Source organism: Ruegeria sp. CE9 (genome assembly GCF_056537425.1).
In genome coordinates this window covers 27,257-41,419 of the sequence record NZ_JBQFRO010000019.1, presented here as the reverse complement: position 1 = coordinate 41,419, position 14,163 = coordinate 27,257, and the positions used below count along the sequence as shown (strand labels likewise).

Below are 14,163 nucleotides of genomic sequence, written 5' to 3'. Positions count from 1 at the left end.
ATGACTATGGCATCTACGTGCAGCCGATCAATTTCCCAACCGTCCCCCGCGGCACCGAACGCCTGCGATTTACACCGTCGCCGGTGCATGGACCTGACGAAATGAACCGTCTAGTACAGGCGATGGACGAACTTTGGTCACATTGTGCGCTAAATCGCGCCGAACTTGCCGGTTAACCTCACGCTAAAGTGTGCAACGAGTTTGCTGCGTGTTAGGCTTAGGCTAACAAAATTGATGGACGAATCGGTTAGGGTCGATTCTCCGTCAGCGCGTAACACGCGACAGGCAAAGATGGGGCAGCAGGAATGATTGGGCGCAGATCACAGCGCGATTCCGGAGAAGACATGGACGTCAGACCGAAAGGTTTTGATGACTATGAGGTACGGCTTGGCGATGTGATGCGCGGCGAACGCGCTACAATGGGCAAGTCGCTTCTGGATGTGCAGCGCGAACTGCGGATCAAGGCCAACTACATCGCCGCCATCGAAAACGCCGATCCCGATGCCTTTGACACGCCCGGCTTCATCGCCGGGTATGTGCGTTCATATGCCCGCTATTTAGGCATGAACCCGGATGAGACCTTCGCAACCTTCTGTCAGGAAAGTGGATTCGAAGTCGCGCATGGCATGTCGGCCGAGGCTTCGGTTGTTAAAAAGGCGCAAGGCGGTCTGCCATCGCGCGGGCCGATGGGGCGCGATCCCTTTGTTTCGCCCAGCACGCCCTATATTCCGGGCCGCCAGTCTGTCGTCAGTCAGATCGAACCGCGTGCGATTGGCTCAACTTTGGTGCTGTTGGCCGTTATCGGCGGCATTGGTTATGGTGGCTGGTCTGTATTGAACCGTATTCAACAAGTTCAGGTCAGCCCGGTTGAACAAGCGCCGATTGTTCTGACCGATCTTGATCCCTTGGATGCTGCACGAGCGCGCTCGGATGAGACTGAACTGGCCAGTGTCGATACGCCTAGTTCTGACGCTTTGGATCGTTTGTATCGTCCGCAGGCTTTGGATGTACCCGTGCTGGTGGCGCGTGATGCACCGATTTCCACCCTTGATCCACGCAATGTCGGCACGTTCCGCGCGCCAGAACCTCCGCAGATCAAGGTGACCGAAGTTCATACGGTTGAACGCCCCGCTTTGCCGCAGGTGGTTGAAAAACTGGATACCACTCTGAAGATTGTGGCCGTGAACCCCGCTTGGATGCGTGTCACCGCAGCCGATGGCAGCGTGATTTTCGAAGGAACTCTGGGCACCGTTGAGCAGGGCAGCACATTCGAAGTGCCGCTGACCGAAGAACCCCCGCAGCTGCGTGCTGGTGCCTCGGGTTCGGTATATTTCTCAATGAATGGCGAACATTTTGGTCCCGTTGGTGCTCCGGGTACCGTGGCCAAAGGTGTTGTTCTGTCAAAGGATTCGGTCGCAGAAAACTTCGCGGTTGCAGATCTTGAGGCCGATCAGAACAGTGCGCTCAAGCAATTGGTGGCCGAATTGCAGACACAGGCGGCAGAAGCGCCCGCCGAGTGATCTTGGCATTGCTCCTATTGGGTAGGCGAACTATCTAAGGGGCAACTCAGGCTGAACCGGACCAATCCTCATGTCCCTCAATCACGTGCGTCCGTGGCGCAACATCTATCGCCGCAAATCTCGCCAGATCATGGTCGGCAATGTGCCAGTCGGTGGCGACGCGCCGATTGCGGTTCAGACCATGACCAACACGCTGACCACTGACGTGGCCGCGACTGTTGCGCAGGTGCAGGCGGCGGCAGAGGCGGGTGCGGATATCGTGCGGGTCTCGGTCCCGGATGAAGCGTCGTCAAAAGCGCTCAAAGAGATCGTGCGCGAAAGCCCTGTGCCCATCGTGGCGGACATTCATTTCCACTATCGCCGTGGTATCGAATCCGCCGAGGCGGGTGCGGCCTGTCTACGCATCAACCCGGGCAACATCGGTGATGAGAAACGGGTTCAAGAGGTCATCAAGGCGGCGCGGGACCACGATTGCTCGATCCGGATCGGGGTGAACGCAGGGAGCCTGGAAAAGCACCTGCTTGAGAAATACGGCGAGCCTTGCCCCGAAGCGATGGTTGAAAGCGGGTTGGAGCATATCCGTATTCTCGAAGATAACGATTTTCACAATTTCAAGATCAGCGTGAAGGCCAGCGACGTGTTTCTGTCAGCTGCGGCCTATCAGGGCATTGCCGAGGCAACGGACGCGCCCATCCATCTGGGCATCACCGAGGCCGGAGGGCTGGTCAGCGGCACCATCAAATCGGCCATCGGTCTGGGCAATCTGCTGTGGATGGGAATAGGCGACACGATCCGCGTCAGCCTATCCGCCGATCCGGTCGAAGAGGTGAAAGTTGGCTATGAGATTCTGAAATCCCTGGGCCTGCGTCATCGCGGTGTGAACATCATCTCGTGCCCCTCCTGCGCGCGGCAGGGGTTTGACGTGATCAAAACGGTCGAGGAATTGGAGCATCGGCTGGAACATATCAAGACGCCCATGAGCCTGTCGATCATCGGCTGTGTGGTGAACGGTCCGGGCGAGGCGCTGATGACCGATGTTGGCTTTACCGGCGGTGGGGCAGGTTCTGGTATGGTTTATCTGGCGGGCAAGGCCAGTCACAAGATGTCGAACGATCAGATGATCGACCACATTGTTGAAGAGGTTGAGAAGAAGGCAGCGGAACTGGACGCTGCAGCTGAGGCGGCGGAATAGGGCGTGTTTGCTACCTAACGCGGCCTTGGAAGTTTTGAAGGTTCGATGAGAAGGGCGCTTCCGTCTTCGGTGAAGTAAACTGGGTGCGTCTTTAGATTTTCGTCACTTGGACCTTTTTTGAGGCGGCCCCACGCATCAAAATGCGCACCCCGACAAGGATCGAAGAATCCTTCATAGTCGCCCGCCTTGGAAAGAACGATACATCCGAATCCCGATGGGCTTATGGGGCTGACGATCAACCATTCCACACGGGCAAAATCCTCGGGGCCAAGCGCGTCGGCAAGTGATCCGTCGTTCAGCGCCTCGGCCCAATCCTCTAGGGGGATGGTTGGGTCGGCCTGAGTTAATGCTTTGGCTATTTCGATTGGGCTACGGCGCCAAATGACGACTGGCCTTCCTTCGATCCTCAGACGTTTAAGGGTGCCTGGCTCCCAGTTTTCGATCGAAACAGCGTGCAATCTGGATTGATACTTGGACTTAACATCGGTTGTTGGTTGCATGCTGGAAAACAGAAAGTGAAGTCCAATTACCACCATCATCAGTGCCCACGCAGCTGTCACGTAGTAAAGAAGAACGCCTTTTTTCATCACAATATATATGCTCAATGCCAGTGCAGCAGATCGCGCTTTGGCTGAATGCTTACCGAAACACAATCACACTGGAAAGCGCGATTTGATCTATTGAACTGTCTGAGAAAGAATGAGGGTTACTCGCCGATCTTCGGATAAATGAATCCGTTCACCGGGTAGTAGCTGCCATACTGCCCCGGCCGGCTTTCGACCCGCACCAACGTCCAGTCGTTGTTTTTGGAGACGTCTCTGACACCCATTTTCAACGACACCTTGTTGCGGTGCCAATTGGCGTGATTGATGATCACTTCGCGCTCGGTGACAATATCGGATACGACCGCCACATGGCCCAAGGGCATTCCGCCAGTGGCTCTAAATGACATGACTGCGCCAACAACGGGTTCATTGCCCCGGCCAAAGCTATTGCGCGCCTTGCCCCACCAATCCTTTGCATTTCCGCGAATTTGGATTCCGCTGAGGTCGCGTGCATAGGGCACGCACCATACGCGTTGACCCCGGGAGTGCTTTCGCGAGACCTCTTGCAGCGCCATAGCCTGACGTTCGGGATCAAGGTCCGCGTCGTTCGGGTTCTGAGCGCAGGCAGAGACAAGCGTGAACAGCCCCAGCGCAATTGAAGCGCGGGCAAAGCCGGTCATGCGCGGCCAGATTCTATTCGCTTTGCTTGTGGTGGTGTGCAAGGAACTTGGTGCCGGTTTGAGTGGTACCGGAGTTGTACGGCGATCTTGTGCGCTCTGAAAAGAGGTCACTTAAAGGGTGGCAGGATTTCGCCTGTTTCCCGTGATACTGATCGCTTGAGGGCAGAGCTTGAATCGCCCGGCACTCATACCGAAGCAAATACGGGGCGGCTATGCCGCCCTTCGTGCTTAGCCCTGTTCCGCCCGCACACCATTTGCGATCTGCAGCATCTGGTCGGCGGGCAGGTAGCCGCGCAGCATTTCGGTGCCCAGAACGAAGGAAGGAGTGCCGGAAATCTGCAGTTTTTGCGCCAGCTCGCGGGTTTTTGTGATCTCTTCCGTGACTTCATCGCTGCCCATCGCTGCGATGATCGCGTCGCTGTTCAGACCCAAACCATCTGAAATCCTGCGCAGAGTCACCTCAGAGGGTTCACCGCTGAACTCCAGCAGGGCGTCATGGACCTGCTTGTAGGCATCGTCTCCGGCAACTTGTTTGGTGGCGATGGCAAAGCGGGATGACACCAGCGAGGCATCACCCAGGATCGGCAATTCCTTGATCACAAGGCGGATGTTGCCGTCCTCGGCCAGCAGGCTGGCCACTTCGGGCACGGCGCGACGGCAATAGCCGCAGCGATAATCCATGAACTCGACAAGAGTGATGTCGCCGTCCGGGTTGCCACCCACCCAGCTGTAGCCATCATTGAACAGGTCATCTGCATTGGCAGCGACCAGTTCCTTGTCGGCCAGCGCCTCGGCTGCGGCATTGCGCTCTTCAAGGATATTGATTGCCTCAAGGATCACGTCGGGGTTTTGCAGAAGATATTCGCGCACCTGCGCGCCAAACTCTGCTTTTTCGGCATCGCTCATCGCGTTTAGATCCAGCGCGTGCGCCGGGGCGGTGACCAGGGAAAGACCCAAAAGGGCCGGTGCAGCATGTTTCAGGATCATTTCCGTTTCCTCTTTTTGTCTTTCTTTGCGCGCTCCGAGGCAATCAGCACATCCTGTGCCCTTTGCCAACCCGGAGAGCCTTCGGGAAGCTGTGCAACAGCCCGTTTGGCATGTATGCCCGCATCTTCAAGACGGCCCTGCAGGGCAAAGCGCTCAGCGGTTACTGCCGAAGCCATTCCGTTATTGCGCACCTGCGAATAGGCCGAGCCCAAATCCCGCATCAAGCGGGCGTTTCGGTAGTCACGCGCACGCGCCTTTTCAAGCACTTGCAGCGCTTTCTTCGTCTGCTCATCCGCCAGCAATGCGCGCCCATAGCCCGCAAGGATCAGGGCATTATTGGGTGCCATGTCAACCGCTGCGCCGTAGGCTTCGACAGCCTCGCGCACGCGCCGGTTTTCCAGTAGGATCTGGCCTTTCAACTCATAGTAATATGGATCGTCTGGCCGGATTTCCAGCGCGCCATCGATTGCAGCACGGGCGCGGGACAGATCGCGGTTTTGATGATGAGCGGATGCTTCTCGCATCAAGCGGATATCACGGTCTTTTTCTTCTGCCGCGCGACGCATGGTCCAGGTTGGGGATCGCAGAAAGGCCGAAAGCTTGCCCTTGATCCGCGCGAACCAATAGTCGGCATTTGCGTTTTGCTCGGCTTGGTCACCGAATTCGTCCAGAAAAGCCTCGGCCGCGCGCAGACGTTCGCGACTAGTGGGGTGCGAACGCATATAGGGGTCTTGATTGATCGGGTTCAACAGCTCTTGCCCCGCGAATTTGCGGTGCAGGTTGACCATCCCGCGTGGCGATATCCCTGCCCAACGCAAATAGCTGGCAGCACTTCGGTCGGCCGAAGATTCTTCGGCCCGCGTATGACCCAGAAAACTGCGCAGGGCTGAGGCTCGTGTGCCTGCGGCGATCCCCGCAGCGGCCTCTCCACCGCCAGCGGCGGCGGCAGCCAGTGCCAGGAGGGTCCCAAGCTGGGCGTTGCGTTGCGCCGCGCGCAGGTTTTCCGAGCGCCGGGCAAGATGGCCATTGGCGATATGCGCGGCCTCATGCGCGATTACCGCCTGCAACATCTCGGGTGTATCAACGCTCAGGATCAGGCCGTAGTTGACGTAGATGGTGTTGTAGTCGATCACGAAGGCATTGAACGTACTGTCATTGACGACCAGAACCCGAACGCGGTTGGTGTTCAGGCCAGCGGCGCGCAGGATCGGAAAGGCTAGTTCTTGCAGTCCGTGTTCGATGTCAGGATCGCGGATCAGGCTTTGCGCGCTGGCCTGCATGGCGCTGATCAACCATGTCGCTGCCAACAGCAACACGGCCGGGATTGACGCCAGCCGGGATACGCGTTCAAAAGCCATGGCTGCAACATGGGAGATGGCCATGAGAAACTCAACCCGTTCCGGTGTCGATCCCTTCATCGTGATGGACGTGATGGAGGCCGCGCGCAAGGCGGAAGAGGGCGGACGGCATGTCGTACACATGGAGGTGGGGCAACCGGGAACCGGAGCGCCAAAGGGGGCAACCGCAGCTCTGGCAAAGGCTATGGAGCAAGGGCCCTTGGGGTACACTGTAGCATTGGGCCTTCCCGCACTTCGCCAGCGGATCGCGCAGATGTATGGCGAATGGTATGACGTTGATCTCAACCCAGAACGCGTGGTGATCACGCCGGGATCGTCGGGCGGATTTCTGCTGGCCTTTACCGCCTTGTTCGACAGCGGGGATCGCGTGGGGATCGGAGCACCAGGCTATCCCTCATATCGGCAAATCCTGAAGGCGCTTGGGTTGGTTCCGGTTGATCTGCCGACAGCGCCGGAAAACCGTCTGCAGCCGGTGCCTTCTGATTTCGCAGGGCTCGATCTGCAGGGTTTGATGGTGGCCTCGCCTGCCAATCCCACCGGGACGATGCTGGACCATGCTTCGATGCGCGCGCTCATAGACGCGGCGCAGGGGCAGGGTGCATCATTCATAAGTGACGAGATTTATCACGGGCTGGAGTACGAAGCCAAAGCTGTCACTGCGCTGGAGCTGACGGATGAGTGCTATGTGATCAACTCCTTCTCCAAGTATTTCTCGATGACCGGTTGGCGCGTTGGCTGGATGGTTGTGCCCGAAGATCAGGTGCGCGTGGTCGAGCGGATTGCCCAGAACCTGTTCATCTGCGCGCCTCATGCCAGCCAGGTGGCCGCGTTGGCCGCGATGGATTGCGAGGAGGAACTACAGGCCAATCTGGATGTGTATCGTCGCAACCGGCTGCTGATGCTGGAGGGGCTGCCCAAAGCGGGTTTCATCAATATCGCACCACCGGATGGGGCGTTTTACGTCTATGCGGATGTCTCGGACTTGACCGATGACAGCCGTGCCTTTGCGGACGAAATCCTCGACAAGGCTGGGGTTGCGGTGACGCCGGGGTTGGATTTCGATCCGGTGCGCGGTCACACGACGTTGCGGTTCTCTTATGCGCGGTCGACCGAAGACATTCAGGATGGGCTGGATCGGTTGCGGCGTTTTATGGCGGAGCGAGGCGCGATCCCGCAAATGGTCTAAAGCGTTCACAAAGGCGGGGGATTGCTATAGGCTCTGCCTCAAACGATCTCGGGATAACTTGAGGCTATGAGCAGGATTTTCTACGCAATCGCCCTGATCTGGGCGCTGACTGGTGTTGCTATCGCGCAGGACTTCAGCGCGCTTGCACGTGCCCTTCCGGATCAGAGCCGCATTGTGGATGAGGGCAATACCGGCGTACGGGTCGATCTTGGCCTCAGTCAGGGGGTGCCTTACCGTGTGTTTACGCTGCGCGATCCCTACCGCATGGTGCTGGATTTTCAGGAGGTCGACTGGTCTGGATTGGATCGCGAGACCTTCCTGCAAAGCGATCGCATCAGCGGGGTGCAATATGGGGCTTACGTACCCGGTTGGTCGCGTCTGGTGTTGGAGCTAGGTGCACCTCTGGCGGTAGAGACCGCTGATTTGCGAGTGGATCAAGCCACCGGTGCCGCGCATTTATCGCTGCACCTGAAGGGCACCGACTTTGACAGTTTTGCCGCCAGTGCAGGCGCCCCTCGGCAACCGGGTTGGGATTTGCCGGAACCTGCCGTCACGCCGGCCCTGCCTCGGCGTGATGGGGCACGCGCCGTGAGGGTCATGCTGGACCCCGGTCATGGCGGCATTGATCCTGGCGCAGAAGTTTCTGATACCAATGAGAAAACCCTGATGCTGGTCTTCGCGCGCGAACTGCGCGAGGCGCTGCTGCGGGCGGGTGGTTTCGAAGTCGTCATGACCCGTGTTGACGATCAGTTTGTCTCGCTGGAACGGCGTATCGCATTGGCGCATCGGGCCGGGGCCGACGTGTTCATCTCGCTGCATGCGGATTCACTTTCCGAGGGGCTGGCACATGGGGCAGTGGTTTATACGCTGTCAGAAGAGGCCTCGGACGTTGCCAGCCAAAAGCTCGCCGAACGGCATGATCGTGGTGATTTGATCGCGGGCCTTGATCTGAGCGGTGCCGATGATCAGGTCGCTGATGTGCTGCTTGATCTGGCCCGACAAGAGACCAAACCGCGCAGCAAGGCGCTGGCCCGTGCGTTGGTCGATGGCATGGCACAGCAGGGAGGCCCGATGAATCGTCGCCCCCTGCGATCCGCTTCATTCTCGGTGCTCAAGGCCGCGGATATTCCGTCGGTTCTGGTTGAGCTGGGGTTTTTGTCCAGCCCACGTGATTTCAAGAATATCTCCAACCCGGATTGGCGCGCTTCGATGGCGCAAGGTCTTGTGCAGGGGCTTGAGAACTGGCGGCAGGACGATTTGGTGAAACGATCCTTGATCGGACAATAACGCAGCGGCGCAAAACAGCCATTGTAGCCTTTCGTGTTTTGACCCTGCGAGGGGGCGACACTATATAGGCGTCACCGCGAGTAAAAGGCAGTAACGTGATCCGGTTCATCTTTTCGTTTTTCGGGGCGATCTTCAGCCTCGTTACCTTGGGTATCTTCATGGCCGCGCTGGTCGTCGGCGCGGTGTTCTGGATGTACGGGCGCGATCTGCCCAGCCATGAATCGCTGGCTCAATACAAGCCGCCGACTATCAGCCGGATTTATTCGGGCGAAGGTCAGTTGATCGACGAATTCGCACAGGAACGCCGCTTGTTCACACCGTCCGAGGAAATTCCCGATCTGGTGAAACAGGCGTTTATTTCGGCGGAAGACAAGAATTTCTATACCCATCAGGGATATGATCCGCGCGGGATTATTGCCGCTGGGGTTGAGGCGGTGCGGACCAAAGGTGAAACCGTCCGTGGTGCGTCAACCATCACGCAGCAGGTGATGAAAAACTTCCTGCTATCCGGCGACCGTCGCGCCGAGCGCAAGATCAAAGAAATCATCCTCGCCACGAGGCTTGAGGATACGCTCGACAAGGAGCAGATCCTCGAGCTTTACATGAACGAGATTTTTCTGGGCCAGAACTCTTATGGTGTGACTGCTGCTGCCCAGACCTATTTCAACAAGACCTTGCAAGAACTGGCCCCGCATGAGGCCGCGATGCTGGCCGCCATGCCCAAGGCACCGTCGGATTACCATCCAGTGCGGCAGAAAGAGCGCCTGCTGAACCGCCGCAACTATGTACTGCGCGAAATGCAGCAGAACGGCTATATCGATCAAGCGACTTATGAGACCGAGGTCGAGATGCCTTTGCGCTCGGTCCAGAATGGCGACTTTGAAAGCTTCCGCACCGCGTTGCCGCCACGTGACTATTTCACCGATGAAATCCGCCGCCAACTGAGCGAAGATTTTGGCGAGGGCGAGTTCTTTACCGGCGGTTTCACCGTCCGGGCGTCGGTTGATGAAGAAATGCAGGTCGAAGCGGCGAAAGCCCTGCGCACGGCGCTGCAGAAATACGACCGTTCGCGAGGGCGTTGGCGGGGCACGGGCGAGGTCATCGCCGAGGAAAAGCTAGCGGATGAAACACAATGGCGCGAGGCGCTGGCGATCATGGAAATCCCCCGCGACGTGGTGCTGCCGACGCAATGGTATCCGGCTGTCGTTCTGAACGTGGCCGACCAATCGCTGACCGTAGGGATCGAAGATGGCCCGGCAGATGGCACCGTCCCCCGCGAAGACATCAAGTGGATGCAGGGCAATTTCCAAGACAATTTCAAACGCGGTGACGTCATTCTGGTGATGGCCGGGGAAGAGGGGCAATGGTCCGCCCGTCAGGTGCCCGAAGTGCAGGGCGGCTTTGTCGCGATGGATGTGAACTCGGGCCGTGTTCTGGCGATGCAGGGCGGGTTTTCCTATCAGGACACCGTGTTTAACCGTGCGACACAGGCGCAGCGCCAGCCGGGGTCAAGCTTCAAGCCCTTCGTTTATGCGGCGGCGCTGGACAGTGGTTACAGCCCGGCGACCATCGTTGTGGATGCGCCGATCGAGGTGAACACACCGCAGGGCCTGTGGCGGCCTAAGAACTCGACCAACAAGTTTTATGGCCCGACACCGTTGCGCACCGGGATCGAACAATCGCGGAACCTGATGACCATCCGTCTGGCGCAAGAGGTCACGATGCCCGTGGTCGCCGGCTATGCCGAGCGGTTCGGCGTTTATGACCGGATGGGCGCGTTCCTTGCAAACTCGCTGGGGTCGGAGGAGACGACGCTCTACAAGATGGTCGCGGCCTACGCGATGTTCGCCAATGGTGGTGAGCGAGTCGAGCCGACGCTGGTCGATCGTATTCAGGACCGGTTCGGCAAAACGATCTATCGCCATGACGATCGCCAGTGTGTGGACTGTAACTCCAGCTGGCTTGAGCCCGATGAGTCGCCCACGATCCTGACCGATCGCAGTCAGGTCATGGATGCCATTACGGCCTATCAGCTGACCTCGATGATGAAAGGCGTTGTAGATCGCGGCACCGCGTCAAGCGTTGTAAATCTGCCTGTGCCCACCGCAGGTAAGACCGGCACGACCAATGAATCCAAGGATGCGTGGTTCATCGGCTTTACCTCGAATATCGTGGCGGGCTGCTACATCGGCTATGATCGGCCTCGCCCGATGGGGCGGGGGGCTTATGGCGGCACTCTATGTGGCCCAGTGTTCCAGAGCTTCATGGAAACAGCCGTCGAGAAATACGGCGGTGGCCCTTTCGAAGTGCCCCCAGGAGGCCATTTCATCAAGATCGACCGCTTCAGCGGCGCGCGCCTGCCTGAAGATGCGAGCGGGGCCTATGTGGTGGCCGAGTATTTCCGTGATGGCGTCGATGGCTTTATCGACCGCATCTATGACGGTGGCTTCGCGATGGGTTCGGACCTGCCGCTGTTTGAAGAGGCCAGCTCGGGCCGTCAGGTCACCACCTCGACAGGCGATACGATCACGGTTGGCCCGAATGCCAGCCAGGGTGAACTGCAGGGCGGCGGGCTTTACTGATCCGCAATTTCCAGGAACAGATGTAGCAGATCGGCCTCGCGGTCGGTATCGATCAAGCCGTCCGCGCGCCAGAAAATTGACAGCGCGCATTTTGCGGCAGCCCATTTTGCCAACCGTCTTTCACCGGCATTCATCGCATCGGCGTAGCGCTTTATGTACTTTTCGACCTGGCTGCGCTTTTGCACCAGCGAGGCCATGCCCTTTGGATGGCGCAAGGCGTTCGCTAGCTCGAATGCGGGGTCTCCCAGATACCCTTTGGCGTCTATCACACGCGGCCCATCTGCGGTCTGAATGACATTGTCGGGATGCAGGTCGCCGTGCAAAGCGACCATCTGACATTCGCTGTCCAACAGGTTGCGCGCCAGATTGATTGCCTTGCTCATGTCGCGCCGAAAGGATGCGGAGCAGATCGTTAAAAACTTGCACGAAAACATCGGGTCAAAAACCTCGTTGAGCGGTTTCAATCCTTCGGAAATGTTGAGCGGCGCGTGATGCAGGCGCCGCGCGGTAGACGCCAGAGTGGCAAGGGCCATATCGGGCTGACCGGCCCGCGCCAGATCGCCGAGAGATGGCCCTTCCAACCACTCCATCAGCACAGCATCTCGCGCTTCGGCCAGAATTCGAACTGCGCCGCGATCCTTCCAGAGTTTCAGCATTGCTGTGCCCGCAGTTTCATTTCCCCGATCAGGGCGACAGTAGAGTTTTAGGGCTGCAGGGCCATCGACTGTCTGAACCTTCCAAATCGTTGCGTGGCCGGTATCAGTGACATGAGCCAGATCGCTCAGCCCCCATTCAGACGCAAACTTTTCTGCTGTTCTCTGCATTCCGATCTTGCCCGTCTTGTGGTGGCCTGCACCTCTTGCTATCACGCAACCCTGATTGAGCAAGTTGGGACCTGACCATGCGCGCCGAAACCCAGAATATTGTGGCGGAAATCGAAAAGTCGCTGGAGCTGCTGGCGCAGCGCATGGACTATGAAACCGCACCGCACCGGTTGGAGGAATTCAACGCGCGTGTCGAGGATCCGAACCTGTGGGACAATCCTGAAAACGCGCAGAAGCTGATGCGCGAACGGCAGTTGTTGGTCGATGCCATCGAAACCTATGAATCCATCAAGACCGATCTCAGCGACAATATCGAGCTGATCGAGTTGGGTGAGATGGAAGAGGACGAAGAGGTCGTCACTGACGCCGAAGACGCGATCAAAAAGCTGCAGAGCAAGGCTGCCAAGAAAGAGCTTGAAGCGCTGCTGGATGGTGAAGCAGACGGGAATGATACATTCCTTGAGATCAACTCGGGCGCCGGTGGTACGGAAAGCTGCGACTGGGCTTCGATGCTGGCGCGGATGTATGTCCGCTGGGCCGAGAAAAAGGGCTATACGGTTGAGCTGCAATCCGAGACGGCGGGCGAAGAGGCAGGGATCAAATCCGCGGCCTATAAGATTTCAGGTCACAACGCCTATGGCTGGTTGAAATCCGAAAGCGGCGTACACCGCCTGGTGCGCATTTCACCATTTGACTCAGCGGCCAAGCGGCATACTTCGTTCAGCTCGGTCTGGGTCTATCCGGTGGTGGACGATAATATCGAGATAGAGGTGAATCCGGCAGATATCCGCGTCGATACCTATCGTTCGTCCGGTGCGGGTGGTCAGCACGTGAACACGACGGACTCGGCCGTTCGGATCACGCATATTCCAACCGGAATCGTTGTGACTAGTTCCGAGAAATCGCAACACCAGAACCGCGATATTGCCATGAAGGCGCTGAAATCGCGACTTTATCAGCAAGAGCTGGATCGCAGAAACGCCGAGATCAACGCCGCCCACGAAGCCAAGGGCGATGCAGGCTGGGGCAACCAGATCCGGTCTTACGTGCTGCAGCCCTATCAGATGGTCAAAGACCTGCGCACCAACCATGAGACATCGGACACCAAAGGTGTGCTGGATGGCGATTTGGATGGGTTCATGGCGGCGACGCTGGCCCTGAATGTCTCAGGCAAAAGCCGGTCCGAGGCGCAGGGCGAGGGCTAATTGCGGCGGTCACTGACCTCGGCTGCGAACCTGATCAAGGGCCACTGGCAATTGATCGTGATCGTCGCATTGGTGTTTGTGTTCTGGAACACAGTCGTGGTTTTGCCGCTGAAGCTTCTGATCGTTTACCTGCACGAGCTTTCCCATGCGATAGCCATCATCTTGACTGGCGGCTCGGTCGAGAGCCTGTCGGTCTCGCCTCAGCAGGGCGGGCTGGTCGTTAGGCGCGGTGGTAATCGGTTCATCAGCCTGACTGCTGGGTATTTGGGCTCGCTACTGCTGGGCATGGGGCTGCTGGTGATCGCGCTGCGCACCAATGCCGACAAGGTCGTGCTTGGCGCATTCGGCGGGGTCATGGTGCTGGTCACTCTGCTTTACGTGCGCGATCCCTTTGCCATAGCATTTTGCGCGGGCACGGGTGCGGTGATGCTGGCGGTGGCCTGGTACCTCAGCCGTAATCTGTGCGATTTGATTTTGCGCGTCATCGGGCTGACGAGCATGATCTATGTCCCCTTCGACATCTTCGACGATACGATCCGACGCTCAGGGGTCCGCTCGGATGCTTACATGCTCGCCGAAGAATTTGGCGGTACCACGATGATGTGGGGCGGGCTGTGGCTGGTGCTTAGTCTGGTTATGATCGGTTTTGGCTTGAAGAACATGCTGGGCCGCGACAGCAATGTGCGGATCGGTCTCTGGATCAAGTGATACGGGGCTTTGACCCATGTCCTTCTCAAGCATCGCAAAAAGATACATCTAAACAGTGGCTTTAAATGGTCCAGACACGCCGCTAGGCT

At 58.1% G+C, this 14,163-nt stretch carries 12 protein-coding genes and 1 pseudogene; 8 read left to right on the top strand and 5 right to left on the bottom strand.

Annotated elements, in window-relative coordinates:
* From ACR0B3_RS23075 to ispG, 3 genes and pseudogenes are all read left to right on the top strand, one after another.
* Nucleotides 1-176 (top strand): annotated as a pseudogene (locus ACR0B3_RS23075) (5-aminolevulinate synthase); the annotation flags it as partial.
* Nucleotides 177-305: 129 nt separating this feature from the next.
* The gene (locus ACR0B3_RS23070; RefSeq protein ID WP_480811110.1) at nt 306-1,520 is read left to right on the top strand and encodes a helix-turn-helix domain-containing protein; all 1,215 of its coding nucleotides are present in this window, start codon (nt 306-308) and stop codon (nt 1,518-1,520) included.
* A gap of 70 nt (nt 1,521-1,590) precedes the next feature.
* A complete protein-coding gene (gene ispG / locus ACR0B3_RS23065; protein WP_480811109.1) occupies nt 1,591-2,712 on the top strand; it encodes a flavodoxin-dependent (E)-4-hydroxy-3-methylbut-2-enyl-diphosphate synthase in 1,122 nt (373 codons plus the stop codon).
* 14 nt (nt 2,713-2,726) lie between these two features.
* Here the strand turns inward: ispG and ACR0B3_RS23060 are convergent, their stop codons facing one another.
* The 4 genes from ACR0B3_RS23060 to ACR0B3_RS23045 form a co-directional block, all read right to left on the bottom strand.
* On the bottom strand, nt 2,727-3,299 hold the full coding sequence (locus ACR0B3_RS23060) for a Rieske (2Fe-2S) protein (RefSeq protein ID WP_480811108.1): 573 nt from the start codon (nt 3,297-3,299) through the stop codon (nt 2,727-2,729).
* A 119-nt stretch (nt 3,300-3,418) separates the two neighbouring features.
* Nucleotides 3,419-3,937, bottom strand: coding sequence for a CHAP domain-containing protein (locus ACR0B3_RS23055; protein ID WP_480811107.1), 519 nt, complete (start codon nt 3,935-3,937; stop codon nt 3,419-3,421).
* A gap of 228 nt (nt 3,938-4,165) precedes the next feature.
* The gene (locus tag ACR0B3_RS23050; RefSeq protein WP_480811106.1) at nt 4,166-4,924 is read right to left on the bottom strand and encodes a DsbA family protein; all 759 of its coding nucleotides are present in this window, start codon (nt 4,922-4,924) and stop codon (nt 4,166-4,168) included.
* The gene (locus ACR0B3_RS23045; protein WP_480811105.1) at nt 4,921-6,306 is read right to left on the bottom strand and encodes a M48 family metalloprotease; all 1,386 of its coding nucleotides are present in this window, start codon (nt 6,304-6,306) and stop codon (nt 4,921-4,923) included. The genes ACR0B3_RS23050 and ACR0B3_RS23045 overlap by 4 nt, the downstream gene beginning before the upstream one ends.
* Between ACR0B3_RS23045 and ACR0B3_RS23040 the strand changes: the two genes are divergently transcribed.
* From ACR0B3_RS23040 to ACR0B3_RS23030, 3 genes are all read left to right on the top strand, one after another.
* Nucleotides 6,305-7,468, top strand: coding sequence for a pyridoxal phosphate-dependent aminotransferase (locus tag ACR0B3_RS23040; protein WP_480811104.1), 1,164 nt, complete (start codon nt 6,305-6,307; stop codon nt 7,466-7,468). The two genes, ACR0B3_RS23045 and ACR0B3_RS23040, sit on opposite strands and share 2 nt — an antisense overlap.
* A gap of 66 nt (nt 7,469-7,534) precedes the next feature.
* Nucleotides 7,535-8,755: an N-acetylmuramoyl-L-alanine amidase gene (locus ACR0B3_RS23035; RefSeq protein ID WP_480811103.1), complete on the top strand. Its 1,221-nt coding sequence runs from the start codon at nt 7,535-7,537 to the stop codon at nt 8,753-8,755.
* A gap of 95 nt (nt 8,756-8,850) precedes the next feature.
* The gene (locus tag ACR0B3_RS23030) at nt 8,851-11,337 is read left to right on the top strand and encodes a penicillin-binding protein 1A (protein WP_480811102.1); all 2,487 of its coding nucleotides are present in this window, start codon (nt 8,851-8,853) and stop codon (nt 11,335-11,337) included.
* Here the strand turns inward: ACR0B3_RS23030 and ACR0B3_RS23025 are convergent.
* Entirely contained in the window at nt 11,331-12,161 is an 831-nt protein-coding gene (locus tag ACR0B3_RS23025) for an aminoglycoside phosphotransferase family protein (protein WP_480811101.1), read from the bottom strand. The genes ACR0B3_RS23030 and ACR0B3_RS23025 overlap by 7 nt on opposite strands.
* 77 nt (nt 12,162-12,238) lie before the next feature.
* Between ACR0B3_RS23025 and prfB the strand changes: the two genes are divergently transcribed.
* Both prfB and ACR0B3_RS23015 read left to right on the top strand, forming a co-directional pair.
* Entirely contained in the window at nt 12,239-13,366 is a 1,128-nt protein-coding gene (gene prfB, locus ACR0B3_RS23020) for a peptide chain release factor 2 (protein WP_480811100.1), read from the top strand.
* The gene (locus ACR0B3_RS23015) at nt 13,367-14,074 is read left to right on the top strand and encodes a M50 family metallopeptidase (protein ID WP_480811099.1); all 708 of its coding nucleotides are present in this window, start codon (nt 13,367-13,369) and stop codon (nt 14,072-14,074) included.
* The last annotated feature ends 89 nt before the right edge of the window (nt 14,075-14,163 follow it).

Bases quoted from the DNA above. Each gene is read 5' to 3' on its own strand.
- prfB (WP_480811100.1), top strand. From the start codon at position 12,239: ATGCGCGCCGAAACCCAGAATATTGTGGCGGAAATCGAAAAGTCGCTG.
- ACR0B3_RS23040 (WP_480811104.1), top strand. From the start codon at position 6,305: ATGAGAAACTCAACCCGTTCCGGTGTCGATCCCTTCATCGTGATGGAC.
- ACR0B3_RS23025 (WP_480811101.1), bottom strand. From the start codon at position 12,161: ATGCAGAGAACAGCAGAAAAGTTTGCGTCTGAATGGGGGCTGAGCGAT.
- ACR0B3_RS23070 (WP_480811110.1), top strand. From the start codon at position 306: ATGATTGGGCGCAGATCACAGCGCGATTCCGGAGAAGACATGGACGTC.
- ACR0B3_RS23050 (WP_480811106.1), bottom strand. From the start codon at position 4,924: ATGATCCTGAAACATGCTGCACCGGCCCTTTTGGGTCTTTCCCTGGTC.
- ACR0B3_RS23035 (WP_480811103.1), top strand. From the start codon at position 7,535: ATGAGCAGGATTTTCTACGCAATCGCCCTGATCTGGGCGCTGACTGGT.
- ACR0B3_RS23055 (WP_480811107.1), bottom strand. From the start codon at position 3,937: ATGACCGGCTTTGCCCGCGCTTCAATTGCGCTGGGGCTGTTCACGCTT.
- ACR0B3_RS23045 (WP_480811105.1), bottom strand. From the start codon at position 6,306: ATGGCCATCTCCCATGTTGCAGCCATGGCTTTTGAACGCGTATCCCGG.
- ispG (WP_480811109.1), top strand. From the start codon at position 1,591: ATGTCCCTCAATCACGTGCGTCCGTGGCGCAACATCTATCGCCGCAAA.
- ACR0B3_RS23060 (WP_480811108.1), bottom strand. From the start codon at position 3,299: ATGAAAAAAGGCGTTCTTCTTTACTACGTGACAGCTGCGTGGGCACTG.